Origin of the sequence: Paenibacillus sp. FSL R7-0272 (genome assembly GCF_037969905.1) — a bacterium.
Lineage (GTDB): Bacteria > Bacillota > Bacilli > Paenibacillales > Paenibacillaceae > Paenibacillus > Paenibacillus polysaccharolyticus.
Genome location: NZ_CP150221.1, coordinates 2,061,320 through 2,084,737, shown reverse-complemented (window position 1 = coordinate 2,084,737; position 23,418 = coordinate 2,061,320). Strand labels below are relative to the sequence as shown.

General features: G+C 48.4%; 20 protein-coding genes. 8 read left to right on the top strand and 12 right to left on the bottom strand.

Features of this window, described 5'->3' with window-relative positions:
- Window position 1 precedes the first annotated feature (1 nt).
- From MKY23_RS09365 to MKY23_RS09335, 7 genes are all read right to left on the bottom strand, one after another.
- On the bottom strand, window positions 2-538 hold the full coding sequence (locus MKY23_RS09365) for a thioesterase family protein (RefSeq protein WP_090920519.1): 537 nt from the start codon (window positions 536-538) through the stop codon (window positions 2-4).
- Window positions 539-639: 101 nt separating this feature from the next.
- Window positions 640-2,067 carry a pyruvate kinase gene (gene pyk, locus MKY23_RS09360; protein WP_090920229.1) on the bottom strand — a complete coding sequence of 476 codons (1,428 nt, stop codon included), beginning with the start codon at window positions 2,065-2,067 and terminating at the stop codon, window positions 640-642.
- 107 nt (window positions 2,068-2,174) lie between these two features.
- Window positions 2,175-3,278, bottom strand: coding sequence for an acetyl-CoA carboxylase carboxyltransferase subunit alpha (locus MKY23_RS09355; RefSeq protein ID WP_090920226.1), 1,104 nt, complete (start codon window positions 3,276-3,278; stop codon window positions 2,175-2,177).
- Window positions 3,279-4,172, bottom strand: a complete 894-nt coding sequence (gene accD, locus MKY23_RS09350; RefSeq protein WP_123064194.1) for an acetyl-CoA carboxylase, carboxyltransferase subunit beta — start codon at window positions 4,170-4,172, stop codon at window positions 3,279-3,281. It lies immediately after the preceding gene.
- Between the two features lie 339 nt (window positions 4,173-4,511).
- Entirely contained in the window at window positions 4,512-4,700 is a 189-nt protein-coding gene (locus MKY23_RS09345; RefSeq protein ID WP_090920220.1) for a glutamate decarboxylase, read from the bottom strand.
- Window positions 4,701-4,982: 282 nt separating this feature from the next.
- Window positions 4,983-5,474: a phosphatidylglycerophosphatase A gene (locus tag MKY23_RS09340; protein WP_090920516.1), complete on the bottom strand. Its 492-nt coding sequence runs from the start codon at window positions 5,472-5,474 to the stop codon at window positions 4,983-4,985.
- A gap of 506 nt (window positions 5,475-5,980) precedes the next feature.
- Window positions 5,981-10,069 (bottom strand): DNA polymerase III subunit alpha, encoded by a 4,089-nt coding sequence (locus MKY23_RS09335; protein ID WP_339837450.1) that lies wholly within the window; start codon window positions 10,067-10,069, stop codon window positions 5,981-5,983.
- A 290-nt stretch (window positions 10,070-10,359) separates the two neighbouring features.
- Here MKY23_RS09335 and MKY23_RS09330 point away from each other — a divergent pair, with 290 nt between their 5' ends.
- From MKY23_RS09330 to MKY23_RS09320, 3 genes are all read left to right on the top strand, one after another.
- Window positions 10,360-10,689: a YtrH family sporulation protein gene (locus MKY23_RS09330; RefSeq protein WP_090920214.1), complete on the top strand. Its 330-nt coding sequence runs from the start codon at window positions 10,360-10,362 to the stop codon at window positions 10,687-10,689.
- Window positions 10,690-10,709: 20 nt separating this feature from the next.
- Window positions 10,710-11,198 carry a hypothetical protein gene (locus tag MKY23_RS09325; protein WP_090920211.1) on the top strand — a complete coding sequence of 163 codons (489 nt, stop codon included), beginning with the start codon at window positions 10,710-10,712 and terminating at the stop codon, window positions 11,196-11,198.
- A gap of 92 nt (window positions 11,199-11,290) precedes the next feature.
- Window positions 11,291-11,611, top strand: coding sequence for a YtpI family protein (locus MKY23_RS09320; protein ID WP_090920209.1), 321 nt, complete (start codon window positions 11,291-11,293; stop codon window positions 11,609-11,611).
- A gap of 287 nt (window positions 11,612-11,898) precedes the next feature.
- Here the strand turns inward: MKY23_RS09320 and MKY23_RS09315 are convergent, their stop codons facing one another.
- The 3 genes from MKY23_RS09315 to MKY23_RS09305 all read right to left on the bottom strand — a co-directional run bounded on the left by MKY23_RS09315 (window position 11,899) and on the right by MKY23_RS09305 (window position 14,390).
- Entirely contained in the window at window positions 11,899-13,233 is a 1,335-nt protein-coding gene (locus tag MKY23_RS09315) for a DRTGG domain-containing protein (RefSeq protein ID WP_090920206.1), read from the bottom strand.
- Window positions 13,234-13,441: 208 nt separating this feature from the next.
- Window positions 13,442-13,726 (bottom strand): hypothetical protein, encoded by a 285-nt coding sequence (locus tag MKY23_RS09310; protein WP_090920203.1) that lies wholly within the window; start codon window positions 13,724-13,726, stop codon window positions 13,442-13,444.
- 316 nt (window positions 13,727-14,042) lie between these two features.
- Window positions 14,043-14,390 (bottom strand): YlbF family regulator, encoded by a 348-nt coding sequence (locus MKY23_RS09305; protein ID WP_090920200.1) that lies wholly within the window; start codon window positions 14,388-14,390, stop codon window positions 14,043-14,045.
- A 233-nt stretch (window positions 14,391-14,623) separates the two neighbouring features.
- Here MKY23_RS09305 and MKY23_RS09300 point away from each other — a divergent pair, with 233 nt between their 5' ends.
- The 5 genes from MKY23_RS09300 to MKY23_RS09280 all read left to right on the top strand — a co-directional run bounded on the left by MKY23_RS09300 (window position 14,624) and on the right by MKY23_RS09280 (window position 20,969).
- On the top strand, window positions 14,624-15,991 hold the full coding sequence (locus MKY23_RS09300; RefSeq protein ID WP_339837446.1) for a YheC/YheD family protein: 1,368 nt from the start codon (window positions 14,624-14,626) through the stop codon (window positions 15,989-15,991).
- Window positions 15,992-16,021: 30 nt separating this feature from the next.
- Window positions 16,022-17,212 carry a YheC/YheD family protein gene (locus MKY23_RS09295; protein ID WP_339837443.1) on the top strand — a complete coding sequence of 397 codons (1,191 nt, stop codon included), beginning with the start codon at window positions 16,022-16,024 and terminating at the stop codon, window positions 17,210-17,212.
- Window positions 17,213-17,273: 61 nt separating this feature from the next.
- Complete coding sequence (locus MKY23_RS09290; RefSeq protein ID WP_090920191.1) at window positions 17,274-18,647, top strand: YheC/YheD family protein; 1,374 nt, start codon at window positions 17,274-17,276, stop codon at window positions 18,645-18,647.
- The gene (locus MKY23_RS09285; protein WP_221786547.1) at window positions 18,647-19,753 is read left to right on the top strand and encodes a YheC/YheD family protein; all 1,107 of its coding nucleotides are present in this window, start codon (window positions 18,647-18,649) and stop codon (window positions 19,751-19,753) included. The genes MKY23_RS09290 and MKY23_RS09285 overlap by 1 nt, the downstream gene beginning before the upstream one ends.
- 37 nt (window positions 19,754-19,790) lie before the next feature.
- Window positions 19,791-20,969: a YheC/YheD family protein gene (locus MKY23_RS09280; protein ID WP_336122241.1), complete on the top strand. Its 1,179-nt coding sequence runs from the start codon at window positions 19,791-19,793 to the stop codon at window positions 20,967-20,969.
- 173 nt (window positions 20,970-21,142) lie between these two features.
- Here the strand turns inward: MKY23_RS09280 and MKY23_RS09275 are convergent, their stop codons facing one another.
- Complete coding sequence (locus MKY23_RS09275; protein WP_339837439.1) at window positions 21,143-23,053, bottom strand: alginate lyase family protein; 1,911 nt, start codon at window positions 23,051-23,053, stop codon at window positions 21,143-21,145.
- Window positions 23,050-23,385, bottom strand: coding sequence for a cupin domain-containing protein (locus tag MKY23_RS09270; protein ID WP_154958190.1), 336 nt, complete (start codon window positions 23,383-23,385; stop codon window positions 23,050-23,052). The genes MKY23_RS09275 and MKY23_RS09270 overlap by 4 nt, the downstream gene beginning before the upstream one ends.
- Window positions 23,386-23,418 lie beyond the last annotated feature (33 nt).

Below are 23,418 nucleotides of genomic sequence, written 5' to 3'. Positions count from 1 at the left end.
GTTACTCCTTTCCTGAGAACCACACCTTTTCAAGCGCGCTGTATAGCTCTGAAGCGACCTTATCCAGTCTAACCGGCTTCCAGTCTGTATTCACCCACACATGCTGGGTAGATCCCGTCACCAATCGTTCACCTGGGAGTGATTCATCATGTGCCCACACCCGTTCACCGACAGCGAGTGAAGCATCATCTTCCTCAGACATACGTCTTATGTCGTACTCGTAATTCAGGCGCAAGCCGCTAAAAGCAGTGATTCGAGTGAAAATGATGATCTCGTCATCGTACCGCGCCGGTTTATGATACTTCACATCCAGACCGGTTACAGGAAGCAACAGTGCCTGTTCCTCCATTTTACGATATGTATACCCCATTTGGCGAATCATCTCGGTACGGCCGATCTCGAACCAGTTCAGGTAGTTCGCATGATAGACAACCCCCATCTGGTCGCTCTCCTGATAACGTACACGAAGACGAGCTGTATACCAGTTACCATTACTTTCTTTTCGCACGTTCTCAGCCTCCTTGGCTCTACCATTCATACGCTTCAAATCACAGAATCGTGTCATGAAGATGGAAAAAAGCAACGGGACATAAGGCCCCATTGCTTCTTTCATGTTACTTACCGAATCATACGCTACAATTAAGCGTTGTTTGGAATTTGGCTAACTTTGATCAGGTTAGTAGAACCGGAGCGGCCCAGAGGTACACCTGCTGTAATGACAACCAGGTCTCCTTCTTTAACCAGTCCTGATTTTACGCCACCTTCAATTGCATTTTCGAACAAAGCATCCGTAGAATCAACCAATCTACCTTTAACAGGAGTTACACCCCATGCCAGTGCCAAACGACGGGAAGTTCTGTCTTCTGTCGTTACAGCGATGATTGGAGCTTCTGGACGATATTTAGAGATCATACGTGCAGTATGTCCGGATTCTGTCGAAGTGATGATCGCTTTTGCGTTCAAATCTTGAGCGGACAGAGCAACGGATTGACTGATCGCTTCAGTAACCGTTGTTTGTTGTGCAACACGTTGTTTCAGATATAACTCTTGGTAAGGCAGAGCAGATTCTGCTTTTTCTGCAATACGGGACATTGTCAGCACGGACTCTACCGGATATTTACCGGCAGCTGTCTCACCAGACAACATGATTGCATCTGTACCGTCAAAGATTGCGTTGGCTACGTCACTTGCTTCCGCACGAGTCGGACGCGGGTTACGTTGCATCGAATCCAGCATTTGTGTAGCTGTAATAACCGGTTTACCTGCAACATTACATTTTTCGATCATGCGTTTTTGTACCAATGGTACTTCTTCAGCAGGGATTTCCACACCTAGGTCTCCACGAGCAACCATCAGGCCGTCAGACACTTCAAGGATTTCGTCCAGGTTGTCGACACCTTGTTGGTTTTCGATTTTGGAGATAATTTGAATGTGACCTGCATTATGTTTCTCAAGCAATTCACGAATTTCAAGCACGTCGCTTGCTTTACGAACGAAAGAAGCTGCGATGAAATCGATACCTTGTTCGATACCAAACACGATATCGTTAGCATCTTTTTCAGTGATACCCGGCAGGGAAATCGCAACGCCTGGAACGTTAACACCTTTTTTGCTTTTGATTGTACCGCCGTTAACGATACGGCATTTGATCTCGGTGCCTTGTACTTCCACCACAGTCAGTCCGATCAGACCGTCGTCGATCAGAATTGTAGATCCAGCTTCAACATCCTTAGGAAGATCTGCATACGTAATGGAAAGACGATCTTTGGTTCCCAGAATTTCTTCTGTCGTCAAAGTGATGTACTCGTCCTGAACCAATTCAATTGGCTCAACTTCAAGTTTACCTGTACGAATTTCCGGTCCTTTGGTGTCAAGCAGGATTGCTACAGTTTTGTTCAGCTCTTCACATGCTTGGCGAATCGCTACGATCCGTCCGCCGTGCTCATCGAAATCACCGTGGGAGAAGTTCAGACGGGCAACGTTCATGCCAGCCATAATCAGTTTCTTGGTATTCTCCAGGGATTCACTGGATGGGCCAATCGTACATACAATTTTCGTTTTGCGCATTTTGGGTTTCCTCCGATTTTAAAGGTCTAACTTTATATCTCTATTTTTCTTTTTCCAACTATTAAATTTACTATACTTTCGATCATTTGTATAGGAAATTCGTCACATCATTCTGCATTTCCCGACAAATTTTTCACAGGTTCTGCTTCTAACGGCTGTTCCGATGCTTCCACTTGGACAGATTCTGCTCCGGTTTGTGGGTCTACTTCACCTGTAGACTCGTTTTTTTCAACAATTTCTTCCTTTGTTGCTGGTGCTTCAAAGGTTACTGAGCCGATTTTGCGGAATTTTTCATAGCGATCCTGCTTTAATTGCTCCGCACTCCATCCTTTCATCTCATCCAGATGACGAACTAGAGCTTCGGAGATCGCTGTTGCAGCTGTATCATAGTCCTGGTGAGCCCCGCCGCGCGGTTCAGGGATAATCTCTTCGATCACTTCCATCTCGAGCAGGTCTTTCGCCGTAATTTTCATCGCTTCAGCGGCCTGATCTGCTTTGGATGCATCCTTCCATAGAATCGATGCCGCACCATTAGGAGAAATTGCAGAATAGATGGCATGCTCGAGCATGAGCACACGGTTACCTACAGCCATAGCTAGAGCACCGCCGCTTCCACCTTCGCCGATGACAACAACAATAACAGGAACCGAGAGTTTAGCCATCTCCAGCAAATTACGGGCAATCGCTTCCGATTGACCTCTCTCTTCTGCAGTATTACCCGGATACGCTCCTTTAGTATCAACAAACGTAATAATCGGGCGACCAAATTTGTCAGCCTGCTTCATCAAGCGAAGTCCTTTACGGAAACCTTCCGGGTGAGCACTTCCAAAAAAGCGGGCGATGTTGTCCTTCGTATCCTTTCCACGCTGTTGGCCAAGTACCGTTACGGTTTGTCCATTCAGCTTGGCGAGTCCACCAACAACCGCAAGGTCGTCACCAAACATACGGTCACCATGCAGTTCGGTAAAATCAGTAAAAATGAGCTGAATCAGATCCAGTGCTGTTGGACGCTGCTGGTGACGAGCCAAATGCATCTTCTGAGCCGGTGTTATGCTGGTGTAAATCTCTTCTTCAAGTCTATGATAACGTTCTTCGAGACGGGCTATTTCTTCGGTAAAATCAATCCCTTTTTCCTGCCCAAACTGAACGAGTTCTTCAATTTTTTTGCGCATCTCAATCAGAGGCGCTTCATATGGCAAACTACCCGCCATTTAGACCCCTCCCTTTTCACTGTGCATATCGAGAAGCTTGCCAAGGGTTGCCCGAAGTTCTTTCCGGTGAACAACCATGTCCAGTTGACCATGCTGGAGGTTGAATTCTGCGGTCTGGAAATCATCCGGCAGCTTCTGACGGATCGTTTGCTCAATTACTATTCTGCCTGCAAAACCAAATACAGCGCCAGGTTCAGCGATAATAATATCGCCAAGGCTCGCGAAACTAGCCGATACCCCACCGGTTGTCGGATCGGTGATCACCGAAATATAGAGCCCGCCTTGCTCGTCCAAACGAGCTAAAGCCGCACTTGTTTTAGCCATCTGCATCAGACTCAGAATACTCTCCTGCATCCGTGCACCGCCTGAAGTAGAGAAAATAATTAAAGGAAGCTTCTTCTCAATGGCATGTTCAACAGCACGGGTAATTTTCTCTCCGACTACAGAGCCCATACTGCCAGTGAAGAAATCAAAGCTCATTACAGCAACAACAACAGGAAGACCTTCAATGGTCCCTTCTCCTGTTATAACAGCTTCCTTCAAACCCGATTTCAGACGTTGCTGCTCCAGCTTACTGCTGTACCCCGGGAATCCGAGTGGATCAACCGAAACCATATCGGCATCATGCTCAACAAAACCTTCTTCATCCAGTACCATTGCAATACGTTCCATAGCGTTAAGACGCATATGGTAGCCGCAGGCAGGACATACTTTCAGGTTTTTCTCCAGTTCCTTGCTATATTGAATGGTGCCGCATTTGCTGCACTTGTTCATAAGCCCTTCAGGTATTTCACGTTTCGGGCGCTCGACGGCTTCTTGACGTTCACCTGGAATTGCACGCTCGGAAGGTATGGTAGCGTACTTCCGTTTCTTTTGGAATATATCTTTGAACACAACTACACCTCTCCAGCCAATAATTTGATGGCCGCAGGCCACAGTCCGCTGTAACAATCAGCTTGATCTGCATGCTGCGGTGAACCGCTTACGCTTATAACTCATGCTAAGACTTATACCTTACTAGCATTCAGAACAAAATTCCTCCGATACAAGGCAAACCTCAACGGCTACTCTCCGCACAATTGAGGTTACCTGCTATAACCGATTAACAAAAAAAGAAGGAAGGACAGTAGCATTATACTCATGCAAGTCGATTCCTCTTTCCGCTTCCGCGGTCAGTCCCTTATGTACCAGTGGTACTTTTTGTTATCTGCCAAGGCACTTCAATATCGAGAATCAAGAATGCAGAATGGAATTCAACACTTCCTGAACCTCTTCCAATTCCCCAGAAGGGACGCGAATCTCATATTGTTGCTTGGATAAACTGATGGGACGGGTCTGTACCAGAAAACCTTCTTCCGAAAGCTTGGTCTTGATCTTGTCCGCAACCTTTGCTGTCGGCGCAATGTAAATCACCGTCCACATGCCATGTCCGCCCCCTAAGCTAATGTTCAGAGCCCGTATATTGGACTAATGATACCATACCTCCGTTTTTTTCTGCAAGGAAGGGTTGAAGACCTTTCAAGAGAAAATCGGATGATTCGGGACATTGCCCCCTGCTTGGCAAGCCAAATGGTCATAGTCATGTGATATAATTCGCTGACTTTTCCTAAGAGGCAAAAACCTTACAGGGCAGCCATAGCCGCCCTTAATCCTATTGGACAGATTGAGATGGTAACCACAGGTTTCTGTTGGTATTAATAGATCTTACAGGTCTGAAAGGTATTTCTTGGCTTTAATATTCTTGTGTGCAATCCGCGCGGAGGCGGCTGCAGCAAGACCTGCAACCAGATCATCCAGGAACACGTGAACGGCCGATTTTTGTTCATTCAAATCATGAATCACACCTATTTTTTCCTTGTCCAGATAGCCAAAACTGGTTAAACCAATCATGCCATACACATGTGTTATCCCTAAAGCCAGAGTCTCGTCCACTCCATAGAGTGACTCATCCGCTTCCATTATCGCTTGCAGCGGTTGGGGTAGAAGCTTTTTTTCAGCCAGTTCGTCAAGCGCAATGCCGGTGTACAGTGTGTACTGTACCTCTCTTTTTTGCAAAACGGATTTTACGCTGGTTACACAGTCGTCCATGGTCAATTCCGGGTGGTACCCTTTCTGCAAACGATATACAATCTCTGCGATAGCATCAATGTGTACACCTCGCCGGGCCAGCATAGCTTCCGCGATCTCATATGACATATCTCGACCTCCCGCATCAATCCCCCGAGAACCTCCAGGTTCTTCGGTGTTCTCAAGTGTATGCAGTGAACTTCCAAAATGTTCATAAATTGTGCGAATGTACACGCTCAAGCTGACATTACGCCATACCGATCTTCTGTTGGCTAGCATGTGCAAGTACAGCTGGCGTTTATTGACTAAAATTTCAAAGAGGGTATTTCCCTCATCATTCATTCATAGAGAGAGCCTTGTAATTCTGAACGGAGATCATGGTAAACGGAGCAGACACAATTCCTCATAAAATAGAATTTCCCGGCGTATTTTGCTGTTTTTCACCGGAATAACCGTTCTTGTGATCATTACCACTGGCAATGTGTACATTCGCGCAAAGACTTCTGGTGAACGATAACACTGAGCCGAAGGGATACATCATTGACGGAACTTTTATAAAAAAAGGATGCCCACCGTTCTTGATCTTGCAAACGGTGGGCATCCCCCGCTGAAGGTGGTGAAAACCTGCTTCAGCTTTATTTGATTTTGACTGTCCCTTCACCAAGCATTTTCTCCATTTCGGAGAACAGTGCCGGTGAAGGTTTGATCCGGTAGGCGTCGCTCAAGGCGAGCAGCTTCTGCTGCTGCTCGTAGAAAAGTACGGTCGCTACCGGGCCAGGATGCTGCTGGAGCAGCTCTTTGAGGCGCGCCAGCAGCTCGGGCTTCTCGGCCTGCGGGGTGAGCTTCACGAACACCCGCTGCTCGGCCCCACGCGGCGCGCGGCCCTGCTCCGCCGCGCCAGCCGCAGGCGTCGCAATGCCCGCGCGTGCGCTGGCTGCGGCGCCTGTGCCTGCCTCGCTGCGCTGCGCTGCGGCTCCAGCGCCCGCCGGGCGCGAAGCGCTGCCGCTGCCGGGCTTGCCGCGGCGGTCGCGGCTGCGCAGCTGCTGTTCCAGTGCCGCCGGTGTCAGCGGCGACACTTCCTCGGCCAGCAGCTTAAAGCCCTCGTCCTGCTGCTGCACCTTGGCACGCACGACGAGCAGTTCACCTTTCCCGACATGTTGCTGGCTTCGCCGCCATACCTCGGGAAAGAGAACCACTTCGCAGCGTTCGACCTGGTCTTCCAGCTCCATGAACGCCATGGCCTTGCCCTGTTTCGTCGTAATCGACTTCACAGACACCACCATACCTGCGGCGACGGCCATCGTATCGTCAGCCGCTTCCGTCAATTCCATGATCCGGTCAGCCCCGCTCGATGCGAGTACATCTTCGTAATCATCCAGTGGATGACCGGACAGATACAGACCAAGCAATTCACGTTCCAGTTCCAGCTGCTGACTTGCCGAGAACGGAGGAATTTCCGGATATTCAATCTCCCAGTTTGGTGTCTCCACAAAGTCAAACAGCTGAATCTGCAGATCCTCACGCTCTTTACGCCATTTCAGAGCCGCTTCAACAGTCTCGTCTAACATTGCAAGCAATTGAGCACGATGTCCTGGCAGGCTGTCAAATGCTCCAGCCTGAATCAGTGATTCAATAACACGTTTGTTGCACACTCTCAGATCAACACGGCGACAAAAATCGAGCAGACTGTCGAACGGTTTTTCCTGTCTGACTGCCATAATACTTTCCATCGCTTGTGTGCCTACATTTTTCACTGCAGCCAGCCCGAAACGAATGGCTCCAGAAGACCATATCGTTACTGCTCCACTATCCTCATTGTTTAATTCTGATGCTTTCTCCTGAATCTGTCCATCCGTCTGATCGCGATGCTGGTTGTGCGTCTCATCCTCAGACTGAGCATGCTCGGCAGCCTGCATCCTATCATGAGCCCGCATTTCTTGCTGATCATGAACCTGTTCCGATCCAAGCACAGTGTCCGATACAGATATTCTCACCAGACCCGGGTCTAACTTACGGCCCGACTCTTTCGAATCTGACTTAGCAGATACAGCCTGCCAACCTTCGTCGTATCCACTTCTCTCCATTTCCGTTAAGTGTTCGTTATCCTCCGGCATAGGCCCAGGATCATCCGGTAACGGCACCTCTCCGTAATCCCCATGTTCCTCATAGTTATCATAAGAAGCATCTTCGCGGGCTTCAGGAGCTTCACGTCTTGGTGGTTGTCCACCTGTTTCCCTTGATTCATCCATCTCCTTCACAGCAGACGAAGCAAACACAGGTGTGAACAAAATGCCACTTTCATTGACATCTGGCGGGAGCACATTAATCTGCATGTGACGGCATTCCACTACATACTCTGCAACCTTACGATGGCTCCCCATAACAGCGGTTAGCATCGAAGCCATGAAATGCACAGGATAGTGCGCCTTCAAGTATGCCGTTTGGAATGCAAGCACACCATACGCTGCCGCGTGAGCACGTGGAAAACCATAGTTGGCGAATTTGACAATCATATCGTAAACGAGGTCTGCTTCTGCTTCGCTATATCCCTGTTTCAGACTGCCCTGAACAAAGTGGCCTCGTTCCAGATCGAGCACTTCCCGTTTTTTCTTGGAAACAGCTCGGCGAAGCAAATCCGCTTCTCCCAATGAAAAGCCCGCCATACGGGATGCAATCTGCATGATCTGCTCCTGATAGACAATGATGCCGTACGTATCTTTCAGAATCGACTCCAGATCATCATGTGGATATTCCACTTCAATCTGACCATGCTTACCCTGAATGTATTTGGAGATAAACTCCATCGGACCTGGACGGTACAACGCCAGTACGGAGATAATATCTTCGAACACACTCGGCTTCATTTCCTTCAACACACGACGTACTCCGGCAGATTCCAGCTGAAATATACCCATCGTATCGCCGCGTCCCAGCATCTCATACGTAAGTGGGTCGTCGTCAGCAATCCGTGTAAAATCTGGAACTTCCGCATGCTCCCCAATCCAGCGCAGACAACGTTCTATAATGGAGAGGGTTCGTAAACCGAGAAAATCCATCTTAAGCAGCCCTATCGATTCCAGATTTTCCATGGAATACTGTGTCAGGGCTGTTCCTTCGCTTCCTTCCTGCAATGGAACGGCATCCGTCAGCGGATCTCGTGAGATGACGACACCCGCAGCATGCGTGGAAGCATGACGAGGCATGCCTTCCACCTTCATTGCCATATCGAGCAGCTCACGTGTCTTGGGTTTCGTCTCATACAACGCCTTCAGCTCCGGCGTAGCTTCCATTGCTCGTTCAATATTAATGCCGAGCTGTGCAGGAATCAGTTTCGCAGCCTTGTCCACTTCGCCATATGGCACATTCAGCGCCCGCCCAACATCACGGACTGCCGCCCGGGCTGCCATGGTTCCAAAAGTAATAATCTGGGCAACATGGGCTTTGCCGTATTTCTGTGCCACATAATCAATGACCTCGTCACGACGTTCATCACTGAAATCGATATCGATATCGGGCATGGATATCCGCTCTGGATTAAGAAAACGCTCGAAGAGCAGGTTATATTTCATCGGATCGACATCCGTAATACGAAGTGTATAAGCCACCAGGCTTCCTGCCGATGAACCCCTACCCGGTCCGGTGACAATTCCCTGCTTATGCGCATAAGCGATGAAATCCCACACGATCAGGAAATAATCCGAGAATCCCATGCTGTCAATAACCCGCAACTCATAGTCCAGCCGTTGCTCCAGCTCTGTACGAAGCGCCGTATCGTTCCACCGATCGGAGTCTGCATACCGGGCATTCATACCCTCTTCACACAACTGACGAAGATAGGCAGACGGACTCAAACCTTCAGGGAGCGGACGGTATTCCGGTAAAATGGATTTGCCAAATTCCAGCTCCAGTTCGCAAGAATCGGCGATGCGGACTGTATTAGCGATGGCCTCCGGCACATGAGGGAACAGACGAGCCATCTGCTCGCCGCTCTTCAAATACAATTGGTTCGTTCCGATCCGCAAACGAGTCTCATCCTCTACCGTTTTACCTGTCCCGATACAGATCAGGACATCTTGCAGTTCTGCATCCTCTTCGGACAGATAATGAGCATCATTCGTTGCCACAAGCTGGATTTCCAATTCAGTAGCGAGTTTGATCAGTTGGGGATTAACTCTTTTTTGCTCAGCCAGTCCGTGATCCTGTAGTTCCAGATAAAAGTCGGAGCCAAAGATGTTTTTGTAACGTAGCGCGGCACGGCGCGCCTCTTCTTCACGCCCATGCAACAGATGCTGAGGAACTTCGCCGCCGAGACAAGCGCTGAGACAAATAATTCCTTCATGATGTGCCGCCAAACTCTCCATGTCGATACGCGGTTTATAGTGGAAACCCTCCAGATGTCCAATGGAACACAGCTTCATCAGGTTCCGATAACCGGTCATATTTTTCGCCAGCAAAATCAAATGATAGATCGGTTGATCCTTCCGGCTTCCCCGTTCTTTGCGAGAACCTGCCGTCATATATGCTTCACAGCCGATAATCGGTTTGATTCCCCGCTGGGCGCAGGCTTTATAAAATGGGATAGCCCCATACATGACGCCATGATCGGTCAGCGCAAGTGTCGTCATCCCCAGATCTGCGGCTTTATCCACGAGATCCGGAATACGCGCAGCGCCGTCCAGCAAACTATATTCACTGTGAACATGCAAATGCACAAAAGAACTCATGTCTTTTTACTTCCTTTCCCCGCTTACAGTGGCAGCTCTCATCATTGATGCTGTGTGCCGCCGTAGTGTACTATATAATGCGCAAAATCCGAATCGTCGAAATCCGCGTAAATATGCACTTATATGAATGTTACCGTTAAAATTGAATTCTCTATCTAAATAAAAGAGTTTATTATTCTATTTTATCATAACGTCAGGGGGCTCGCCCATACAATAGAAGTACAAGCTGCTCCCCTGTTGTACAAACCTAAAACAGGCGGGATGCTGCTGGTCTGAAAGGGGTGTTGTGGGTGAGCACTTTTTTATCCAAAGCCATTCTTGATTTCTTTATTGCATTCGGGATCGTGCTGGGCGGCGCGATGATTGGAGGTATAGGTGCTGTCATTTCCCTTCAGCCTCCCACACAAACCATGCTCGATATTTCTGGCAAAATAAAAATCTGGGCACTCGCTGCCGCTGTGGGTGGTACGATCGATCCGATGCGAGTCATTGAGAGTAATTTTCTGGATGGCAACCTGTCACCAGCAGTGAAACAAATCCTATACCTGATCTCAGCCTTTATGGGGGCACATATGGGAACGGAACTGGTGAAATGGGTGTGCGGCGGAGGTCGGGGTTAGATGACCCGTGATGACCCTGTATGAGACTTCCCCCCTTCTCCCGCTACCGCCCGTTGATGCGTATGACTGCCGTATTTGTACTCGGAATGATCGCTGGATGTGTTGTGTATAACGGCGTGTTTCATCTCAGTTACAACAAACTGTGGCTAAACAATCAGGAGCTGCAACTTCAACTACACCAGAACGAGGAGGATATAAAAACGCTGAAAAAATACAGCAAGCGCCAAACGGTGATCAAAGAGATCAAAGTTCGCGCCGAAGAATCCGATAAAGGCCCTGACGAGGCCTCACTAAAACTAATGTTACAGAAACTCGGGGATGAGCTTGAAGTTTTGCGTGGAAGAGATGTGTATAACATCGACGAATATAGCAAAATGACACGCATCATGCTTAACCAGAAAATATATAAAGTCAGGGAAAAAGAATATTCCGTTCAGGTCAAAACGATGCTTGTCATGGAGGGCGTTTTACAAGTCTGGGTACAGATCCGCATTCACGTTCCAGCATAATCTCCGAAAAATGCAAAAAACTGCCCTGGTCTGCATGGTCACATGCTACAATAAGGGCAGTCTATGTTTTTCAAAAAAGGAGTTGCTTCTGCGTGTTGATCGAAGTATTCAAGTATATCCTGATCGCCCTCTTCGCCATCGCTATGATCTGTTCTGCCATGAACAGCATTCGTTCACGACGGACGACTGACCAACATGTTGCCGGTTTGTATCGCTCCTGGACGAATATCTGGATGGGCTGCATGCTTATCATTCTCGCACTGATCTTGATGTTTGTTTTTACCGGTTCTACGTTATCTGTCATTGTGGAAGCGCTTTTCCTGATCATGGGAGCTTACAATGTGTTTGCCGGTCTCCGTAATCGCAGTTACTACGCCAGACTTAAACAGCATTCCAGCAATACAACCGCTTAGGGTTAAACATTGCACATTCCGAAGCGTTTCGCTACAAGTCAGGTTTGGACAACATATCAGCAAAAAAAAGAGAGCACTCCCGAACAATCTTGAGGTGAATCGAGTAAGCCGTATGCACTTTGCTGCATTGCTGTGATCTGTACATGCTGATCCGTACATATCAAAGTGCACATGCCGCATAGCAGAATCCATGGCTCACGTCTTCCCCTGACGGGCAATCGCTCTCTTTTTATGTGCCTGGATATGTTTCCAGACAATCGCTTTCGATTACGTATTATGCATTTATTCTAAGCATGGTCTATGGACTGCAACGTCATGACTGCCTTGCACACCACACTGCCCTCACGGGTAATGACAATATCCATTTTGCATGTCCTGCGGCTCGTTTCCAGAATCATGGGGCGCACCATAATCTGATCCTCGATCTGCACCGGGCGGACAAAATAAGTCGTTACGTTATCGACCACATGGTCATTACCTGTGACGTCCCACGCTGCTCTTCGGGCAGCTTGTGTCATCACATTCAGTAACACACCTTCCGAGATCGTCCCCAAATCCGTGGCCATCTGGGGAATAATGAAGCCGTGGAACAAGAGTTCGTTCTGCTCCCCACGTTCTTCTGCGAATCCGTTCCAGATCAGATGATCAAAGGTCTCGCCAAGCTGGGGTTGCTTCTGCGCATCACGCATGGCTTGCAGTACTTCCTTACGTGTAACGGAAGCAATAAGCTTACGGTTACGATCAACGATGGGTAGGAAATCAATGCCTTCCCAGGTCATTATCTGCGCAGCAGAAGCAAGGGAGGTCTGTAACGATGCTGTAATCGGACGGCGAACGACACACTTTTCAATGCTTTGATCCGGTTGCAGTTCACTGACATCCTTCAGACTCACAATACCGATGACCCGGTTCCATTCGTCTACAACCGGAAAGCGGTGCTCCCCTGTCTCCGACACCAGCGAATGGAAATCCGCGGCCGAACTCGTCACTTTGAGCACTTGCAGACGGGGTTTCTGGCCGATAATATCCTCCACCAGCATGATTTTTTTCTTGATCAGCCTGTCAAAGATCGCACGGTTAATCATAGAGGCCACGGTAAAGGTATCATGTCTGGAGGAGATAATCGGCAGTCCCAGTTCATCTGCCATAATTCTTACATCCCTGCTTGTACCAAAGCCACCCGTAATCAATACGCCAGCTCCTTGTTCCAATGCCAAAGAATGAGCATCTTCCCTGTTACCGACAATAAGCAGACTGCCAGCATCGATGTACCGCGCCATCGCCTGCTCCTTCATCGCACCAATCACATACTTGTGCAATGGCTTGGCTAGTCCTTCATTACCGCCAAGCACATGTCCCTCCACAATCGTGACCACGTCGGCAAAGGTCAGTTGCTCCGACATGCCCCGAGGTCTTTTTTCGATCCGCACCGTTCCGATTCTCTCTTTCGTCACGACCAGTCCGAAGTTCTCCGCCTCTTTAACGGCACGATAAGCGGTTCCCTCACTTACCCCCAGTTCACGTGCAAGCCCGCGCACCGAGATTTTGCTACCCACCTTCAATTGTTCAATATGCTGTAGAAGCTGTTCATGCTTCGTGACGTTTTCTTCTTGTCCGTCCAACTGTACCACCCCCGAGGTTGCATCTGTACTATACTGTATCTATTATAACACGACCTCAGGAAAATAACCCCATCTGACATAGAGTCCTGATCTGCAAAAAAACTTCTCAATGTTATCCTGCATGATCTGCTCCTATGTGCTTTGCTTGAACACATAAATAAGACCGAAACCCCACATACTTCAGGATTCCGGTCTATCTACAACTTATTTATACGGATTCGCTACGCTCCTGCTTGTCCAGCAGTTTCATCTCCCACTGCCGTAACTTTGCCCGGCGTACAGCCTCCAGCGCACGTTTCTTCTCCTCATCTACGCCAAGAATGAAATGCAGGTGTGCGCCTACAATTAACAGCGAGAACAGCACCCACACGATACCGAAAATATTAACCCAGTCCATTCCGCCAGCAAAGGAAATGCGCGGAAGCGCGATAACCAGCATTGACAATGCAATCAGCAGATAGATGACATGTTTTGTTTTTTTCAACCTCTTCACTATTCACAGCTCCTTCGTTCGTTGATCTGTGATAAGCCGAACCAAAGTTATTTATACGTTTCACTCCAATGACAGAATAACCTTCCAGTCGCTGTTATCCCCAGATTTTTTTGATTCCCTTTAATAAAGGGGAAAATCCGGTGATAAAGGCGAACGCTTCGCTCTTTCAGGTTTTTTCTGTCCTCTCCGTTCTAGTATAAATGATAAGTTCAACTTATATAGGTCAACTCTATATAGCTAGTCTATGAACGGTTCAGAGGGAATATGAGAGGATCAGAGAAAAAAACAGACAAGTGTATCTTATTGAGCTTATAGCTTAAGCTTCTGCTCCGCCGTACAGATGAGCGAGGCTGTCTGCAATAATTTTGTTTACATCCTCGATAATTACACTAAGGCGACGCTCTGCATCGAACAGGCGGCGGATGTTCAGGTTCAGACTCAATACTTCAAAGAGTTTTTCCATCTTTTCCATCTCATCCGGTGCTGGCATATCTCCACTCATCATGCGTTGTTGCAATTCCATCTGTTGGTTACGGAAGTTGTCCAGCATTGCTTTGGCCTCTGGATCAGCTTCAATCAATTTCATCGCAGAGGTAATCTCCTCAACCTCGCTACTTTCTCTTAGTGCTTTTGCCAAATCATTGGCTTTGTCATAAATATTCATTATAATTCCTCCTCTAAATTGGTTGTTCATCCGTGTAAGAACACGCATTCTATGCTCTCAAATAAAGGTTCTGGATCAGGCCGCCCAAAAACGCCCCAAATCAAACACATTTAAATCCGGCTGGGTCAATCACCAAGGGGTATATGTCCTCATATGATGAAGCACATGCCATGTTCAGATGCCGTTCAACTTCAAGATCAGACATCAAGCTGCCGCCCGGAAGGAGATCCGTGATGTCCACTAAAAAAGTAACGATACAGGTTACCGGCTCGGGCATCCTGCAGGACGACGTCATCATGCTGGGCGAAGGGGTTCTCAAAGCACTCAAAATTCCTTCGGGAAGACCTCTTCAACTGCAATTCGGTTCGTACCGCCGTGAAGTTACAGTTATTCCGGTTCCCCGGTATGACGGATTAAGACTCAATCAGACGGTAGCCAGCAAAACCGGCCTTGTGCCCCGTTCAGTCCTGAGGGTATCTTACCGTGCTTCCAGCCATACGCTTCGCCTGGGACCCTACATCAGCGTTATGGTCAGCCAGGATTACCCCGATCAACCTGATCGGCCCTTTGGCTCGATTACGATGTTCTGCCAGGAATTAGTGCATGCCTGCCGAAAGCAGGGCGCCTATGTATCCTTTTTCACACCGGAGGACATCGGAGCAGTAACTGGTTACATGCAAGGCTGGGTATATGATGAAGGCTGGAAAAAGACCGTTCTGCCTGTGGCAGATGTGGTCAATAACCGGCTGACGTCCCGCAAACTCGAGAACAAACCTAGCGTACAGCATTTTATGAAAGAAGTAAAATCGCTATACGGTACACACACCTTTAACGAAAAGTTCTTGGACAAAAATGAGGTGTTTGACGCACTTAAGTCGATTCCGACACTCAAACGGGTGCTGCCCGAGTCCCATTTACTCAAAACATCAGCGACTCTCAAAGCAATGTGCCAACGTTATCCGATCATCTTTCTGAAGCCGGTTCGTGGTTCACTGGGCAAAGGCATTATCCGGGTCTCCCGTCAGCCAGAAGGAGGATATCTAACTCTGGCGACAAGTGTCGGAGGTACCCGCAAACAATCTTATGCTTCTCTGGATAAACTCTATGCCAGTATGTCCGGAAAAATGAAAACAACGCGTTATCAGATTCAGCAGGGACTGACCTTGATTGACAACAGCGGCAGGCCTGTTGATTTCCGCGCACTCGTACAGAAAAACAAGACAGGAAAGTGGAGTGTAACTTCCATCGTTGCCCGTATTGCAGGGGGCAGTCATTACGTCTCCAATCTGGCGAGAGGCGGAAGCCTCAGTACCGTCAAAGAAGCCGTAGCCAAAACGCAGCTGTCCAGTTCTGCCAAAGCCTCGGCCTATGCCGGACTGCATACAGCAGCACTCGATATCGCCAAAGGGATTGAGAGTGCGATCCCTGCCCATTTTGGTGAGCTAGGTATCGATCTCGCGCTAGATACAAGTGGACGCGTATGGCTACTTGAGGTGAATTCGAAACCTTCCAAAAACGATAATACCCCGCTGAGCGAGAGCAAAATCCGCCCTTCGGTCAAAGCCATGCTTGAATACTCCACATATCTGGCCGGATTCTGAAGTTTGATCTCATGAAGGAGGTGCAGCAACATGTTTACATCGCCGCAAAACAATACCATGGCTATACTCGTCCGTGAAGCAGAAGGCTCACCTCCTTTTGCAGATGAACGCTTCTGCCGCAGGCTTTGCGTGGAAAGTTTCAGGTACGGGTTACGAATTATCGTCATCCCGATTCCTGCCCAATATACCGAAGGCATTCTTCAGAGAGCATACACTTATCATCAAAAGAAATGGAAAGCTATTCGTATGCCTATGATCGATCTGGTGATGAACCGATGCCTGAATCCACTTTCCAGAAATACCAGGCAGCAGTTGGAACAATATCTACCTCATACCTCCAGTCTTCGTCAGCGTTCTTGGTCATGTGCACTTCCTGGCAAATGGGAAGTTCATCGTGCTCTATTGAAGTCAACCACCCTTCGAGGACTACTTGCTCCAACCACTCGGGTTAGGTCGACTATTCCCTGGGAAATATGGCTTGCCCGCTGGCCCAAAGGTTTATTTTTCAAACCCGCCTCAGGAACTCATGGCAAAAACACCTTCCGATTATCCACAGGAGAATTGCCATTCCCCTGGATCGTGGAGGGTCGTGATAGAGGCAACGAACACTATGTCAAGTCATTTTATCAAGCAACGGATGTATCTTCCTGGCTGGAATCACATCAGGCTGTACAAAACATGATTGTGCAGCCTTATCTGGAGCTTAGCCATCACGGAAGAGCATTTGATATAAGGGCACTGGTACAAAAAAACGGGCAAGGGCGCTGGACGCTGACGGGTTGTATGATTCGGGAAGGAGCTGAAGGCTCTCTGACCTCGAATCTTCACGGCGGGGGTAACGCTTATCCTGCTGATGCATACCTTACAGAGCGATATGGCAAAGACAAAGCTTCATCGTTGTTGCTACAGATCAAACATGCTGCCGCTCTCATTCCTTCGATGCTGGAGAGCCGTTTCGGCCGACTTGCGGAACTTGGTCTTGATTTTGGAGCTGATGTAGACGGCAGGCTGTGGTTGATTGAAGTAAATTCAAAACCAGGCCGCGCCTCATTTGCGGAATCAGATGACAAACACATGCATGCCCTGACGTATACACAACCACTTGCTTATGCCCGTTATCTGCTGCAACAACATGTTCTCGCGGACGTCTCACGTCCAATGAAAATGCCGAATTCATCCAGCAAAGCTGGCCTGAAACGCATCCCGATTCCAGGTAGCTGAGGCCTGTAATGCCTGCTTGCCATGGAGCACAAGGATCTTTTTCAGGATAGGAGGATAAATCATGAGTTTGACCTTTTGCAATCTGCATTTCACCCAAAAACCCGAAAAAGTGGTGTACGTATCTAATGCTTTAATGAAAAGCCTTAATCTGTCCGGCAAAAAAACGATACATCTGCGGTTCGGGCGTGATCGCGTGCCAGCCACCATCAAACCGATTCGCAAAGCGGGGAAACATCTGTATCTGGCATCAGGCATCCGCAACTTAATGAACGTTCCCAAACGTGGCAGCATTTATCTTCGCAACCTCCAGAATGACGAAGTGCAGCTGGGACCGCTCATCGGGGTGCTGTCCGACGGTTCTTCTTCAAGCTCGAATCCGTTCGGCTCACGTACTGGTTTCATCAAGCAGTTGCTCCGTGAAGGAAGCCGTAAATCGTATATCTATGCCTTCACTCCGCGAGATATCAACTGGCAGAACGAGACCGTTTCCGGGTACTTCCTCAATGAGAGCGGAAGCTTCTTCCGCAGGACGGTGCCTCTGCCCGATGTGGTTTACAATCGTTTGCCGAGCCGCCGCTCCGACTTCTCACCAGCGATCAATCAGCTGCGGGAACGATTTATCCGCCGTAAAATTCCTTTTTTCAACTGGAGCTTCTTCAATAAGTCGGATATTTACAAGTTGCTGGAGAACGAACCCACCGCAGGACGTTATATCCCGGAATCCATCACCAATCCTACAATTGACCAGATGAGGGAGATGCTTGAGCGGCATCAGTTCGTTTATTACAAACCCACCGCTGGCAGCCTTGGCAACGGGATCTACCGCTTAACCTACTCACCTAAACGTGGATACTTTGCACGTTATCGCAAAAAAGGGGGTAACGCCCTGTTGCGCTTTGGTTCATTTAATAGCCTGATGCGCATGCTTCAAGGCAGACATGGCAAGCAGTTACGCGGCTACGTCGTTCAACAGGGAATACGGCTGATTGAGATTGACGAATGCCCTATTGACTTTCGTTTCCACATGCATAAGAACGGGAACAATCAGTGGGTTGTTGTTGGCATCGGTGCCAAAAAAGCCGGACGTGGAAGTGTAACAACTCACATCAAAAATGGCGGCTCTCTAATGACCCCTGAACAGGCGCTCAGTCGCAATTTCGGGGAACGTGCGGGCGAGGTTCTGCAACAGGCGAAATCCGTCGCTATTACACTGGCCCAGGCGATTGAATCCCAGCACCAGCATCTGATTGGTGAGATTGGCTTTGATCTGGGCATTGATCAGGAGGAACATGTATGGATGTTCGAAGCGAACGCCAAACCCGGGCGCTCCATCTTCCGTCACCCTTCACTCCGGGTGGAGGGCAAATCGTCGGTGGAACACATTTTGGAGCATTGCCTGTATTTGAGCAAATTCCGGAAGAAGGACAGCATTTGATGAGCCTTCATGATGATTTCAAACCTGTGATCGCCGTACTCACCATGCATGATCAACAGCGGATGTTCAGAGGGAATCATCAAAATTTTCAGGATATTTTGCAAACAGGTGAAAGCATGGGCTACGTCGTTTATATCGTGACAGTCCGCGATCTTAATATGACTGGACCTACCGTGAAAGGATATACGTACAACAAAGGGAGCGGCAAATGGACTTCAAAGCCGTTCCCCCTCCCTCATGTGCTCTATAACCGTATTCCTAACCGGGAAGATGAACGCAAACCCTCGGTTCAACGTAAAATTGAAGAATGTCTGCAATCCGGTATTGAATTGTATAACCCGTATTTTTTCAATAAATGGAATCTGTTCGAATGGCTCAAAAAATCCAAGTCCACGCAGCAATTGATTCCTCATACCCGGCGGATGCGCAGCGCATCTTCACTTGGTACGGTACTTCGCACCTATCCTTATTTGTACCTGAAACCGGAGAGCGGGAAAGCTGGCAAAGGCATCATGATGCTCAAATTTCAAGAAAAAGAAAAGCTGCCTTACCGACTTAAAATACAAAACACTCGAAAAAGTATGACATACAAGGCTGCCACGTTATCCAAGTTATGGGCCCGAATTCGCAAAGAAACCGGACATACGCCCTATATCATGCAACAAGGCATCGAGCTCGCTTCTTCTCACAAACGACCTTTCGACCTTCGTGTGCTTGTGCAGAAAAATGGCAAAGGGCAATGGAGTGTGACTGGGATCGGTGCACGACTGGCAGGCTCACGCAGCATTACAACTCACGTGCCTCGCGGCGGAAGTGTAGAAGACCCGGAGAAGCTACTCACCGAGCTATTTGGGGAAGAAATGACTACAGCTCTAATGAAACGGGTAAAGTCTACCTCCTTAATGATTGCCAGGCAGGTTGAGCGCGGTTCGGGACATACACTTGGTGAAATGTCGATGGATCTTGGCGTGGATGATCTGGGGGAGATCTGGTTTTTTGAAGCCAATGCAAAACCGATGAAATTTGATGAACCACAGATCAGGCGGCGTTCACTGGAACGTATTTTCCAGTACAGCGCCTATCTTGCCCGTCAGTCTGTACGATGAATGGCAGGAATACTGCATACAAAGAAGGTGATTGTTTGTGTCCTCACCTGTTCTGGGCATTATGACATTGTATCTGAATGAACACCGCGCTCTGGAAGAACGAAGCATCTACCGCCGAATGATTCTGGAGGGGCGCAAACGGGGACTTGATATTTATGTATTCACACCTGCTGATGTCCATTCCGGCGGCAGGCAGATCGAAGCGATGGTGTATGACGAAAAGAATGGCTGGTCCAGGGAATGGCGCGCATTCCCGGATCTGATTTTTGATCGGTGTCGCATTCAGCGAAACCATCGTTTCCAGCAGCTCCTTGCCTTTCGTGAAAAATACGGACATCTGCTCTTTCTGAATCGACCTTTACGCAATAAATGGACCATTCATCAAACCCTGTCCGAGCAATCCGCCTTCCGGCAACATTTGCCGGAAACGATTTTATTTCAGGACATGTCCGATGTAAACCGAATGCTCAAGGTGTCCCCGCTGATCTATCTGAAACCGATCAACGGCACAGGCGGACGGGGCATTTTGCGCGTAGAACGTAGCAGCAAGGAACCCAGTACAGTACTCGTTCAAGGCCGCGATCAGAAACGCCGCATTATTACACCGCGCAAGGTTCATCTATCAAGGCTCGGCCCCCTGCTTCAGCACTGGAACATGAAAGATAAATATTTGGTGCAAAAAGGGATTCAGCTCCAGCTTCCTAACGGCAGAGTACATGACTACCGTATGCTGGTTCAGAAAAACGGAGAAGGCGAATGGGAACTCACAGGATGCGCAGGGCGCATGGGCGCTGAGAAAAGTGTAACCTCAAACCTTCATGGAGGCGGGCAGGCCATAGCCATGCAGCGTTTGATGAAACAATGGATTCCCGAAGAAGAACTGCGAGAAGAAGTGACAGCAACGGCAGCAAAATTTGGCATTGATGTAGCTTCGTTCCTTGAGGATACGTATGGCGATCTATGTGAGCTTGCACTGGATTTGGCGATAGACAAAAGTGGGCAAATCTACCTGCTTGAGGTCAACCCCAAACCTGCCCGTGAAGTCTTTGCCCGAATTGGTGAACGAAGCATTTATTATAAAGCGATCATACAGCCGCTGGAATATGCTTTGTGGGTATACCGCAACCGCCCTACTCAAACGGTTAAAAAAACTCCCTCTCCCAGGCCCGTTACTTCTAAAGCAACGAGAGTGAAGCGGGGCCGGAGAGTGAAGTAACCCGCGAGCTGATCATACATCGTAACCCTAGGCTGGGCAAAGTAAAAAGGATTGCAGGTTCAGTAATAAGCTGAGCCTGCAATCCTTTTACGGTTCCACACCATCCATCCTATCTAGCTGTAAGCATGGAGCTTATCGTTTTATAAATTTCAGCATATGCAAACAGGTTCTAACTACTTCCAGTCCACCTGATGTTCGTCGATCACAATCCGGGCTTCCTGACCGCGGTACTCGTAATCTAGCGTGAACCTCATTTGTTCCGGCTCCAGTGCACATCCTGTCACTTTCACAGCTTCTTCTGATTCGTCAGCCGGTAGTCCTATGGCCACAACGCCCACTTTGCCAGAAAATTCAGCTTTGCCTTGAATAACAGCCGTTTCCGATTTCGAGCCGTAGATTTCAGATACCCAGCCAACCTGTTCTGTCAACTCAAACGTTTCACTGCCATCCCCCGCCATCAAAAATTTAATGCACAGCTTAGTGGAGGAATCGTCAAATCGAATGCCTGCTCGCTGTTTCGCTTGATCTTCCTTGCGTAATACAAGCAGTGCATCCGGATGCAAATGGAACCGTTGCTCCAACGTGTGTGTCTTTTCAGCATCCAGCCAATCCACCACCAGAAGCAGAGGTACGCTTTTGCCTGCAAGCACCCACCGACGATGGCTAACCGGATCGGGAAGATGTGTATATCCATCTTGTGAAGCATCCATAAAGTGATAGCTGCCTTGACTCTCATAGCGATGTGTTGTCGCTTCTGCCTCAGGCTCACCCCATTGCTGAGTGGATACATAAGGTGTCTGATCTGTCCCGTCTATGGTAATCGTATTATGTGCCCGCGTGCTTTTGAAATAATGCCGCCACTGCCCTTCTTCATACGTATAACGTCCTGTATCCGTAAAGAACAGCCGGTTATTCCACATCCATTCGATGTTCAAAGCATCCGCATGACCGTGAGCACCACCCATCGGAGCTGCATCAAAGAACAAATATTGTTGCTCATCCCTCATCACATAATATCCGGTTTGGGGAAATGTACGGCTTGTCAATGATCGGGATGCTCCAGCCTGCAGCCTAACACACTGCTCGTATTTTGCCACACCCACCAGCCATAGGCATTCTGAACTGTCGGTTCCGCGAGCCATGAGATCCTCGTCTCCCAGAATTGCACCTAACAGTGTCAACCGTTGTCGTCCATCACTAAGCCAGTCCGAATCTCCAATGCCCGTCGATTGATGATCCGGTCTGATCATCGCTTCGGTGAACGCGGCCATATTCCGTAAACATTCCCCATACCACGCCGAAAACGGATGTCCCGAAATACCTGCCAGCAGATACGGTGTACCAAACATCTCAATACTCGCGTTATGATAGTGGGTGTTCAATTCAACCTGGATGCCCTCTTCATTCAACTGATGCAACAGGCATAGCTCCAGCCGTTCAGTAGCCACTTGGCGCCAGAATGGACTTCGTGGATGCTCCTTATAAAAAGCCGCAATCATAAACAAACCCTGCATATGCATAATGGCATGATTAATTTCCGTACTGCCGAGATAATGCGTCAGGAATTCCGCATGCTCCTCCAGCCCTTGCAGAAATTCGGCCCGAAAGACATCGTCCAGTTGCGGACTGGATTCCATATATTTGTACGCTGCAATCCAGGATTGCACACGCAGACCTGTTTCAAGCAAACGCCAAGGACCTGGTTTCTGAAAAAAAACTGCTTCATCATATGCCAGATGAACTGGCACCGGATTCTGTGCTCTCCATGTACGATAGTGATCGATAAAGGTAGTCACATATAACGGGTTGCCTTTCATCAGATAAGCTTTACCTAAATCAAGCATATGCCAGTGCCTGTTAATGCCCCACGTGAACTCCAGATCATTGGTCGGATTGTGAAGCCAGTCCACCGGCGTCCCCAGTGGAATCCAGTTGGTTAGATCATTCGTATATGGCACAATAAATTCGTTCAGAATAGCACGGTTGGCAATCGTCACTGAATTTCGGGCTTCCTCTGGAAAATGCTCCTGATAATATAGCGCTGCTTGCTGCAGTTCGTCTGCTGAAAGATAAAAATCACTCATTGGTCTGCCTCAAGAAAATCCTGACGGAATGGCGTAAACACATCCAGTATAATCGCATCTTCCAGCGCTTTTACCCCGTGTGGCACATTCAAGCCTGCATAGAAGCTGTCTCCCGCTTGGAGAACTTTGGTCTCTTCGCCTACTTGAACCTCAAAGCTACCCTTTACAATATAACTGACTTGCTCGTGCGCATCATGGGAGTGGACTTCGCCGATCCCACCTTTGGCAAAGGTCACTTCCACCATCATGAGTGTTCCACCCATCCCCAAAATTTTGCGCGAACTTGTTTCGTTAATGATATGTGGTTTTACGGAATTCTGGTCAATAATCATTGAATATTCCCCTCTCCAAGGCAAGATAATTTT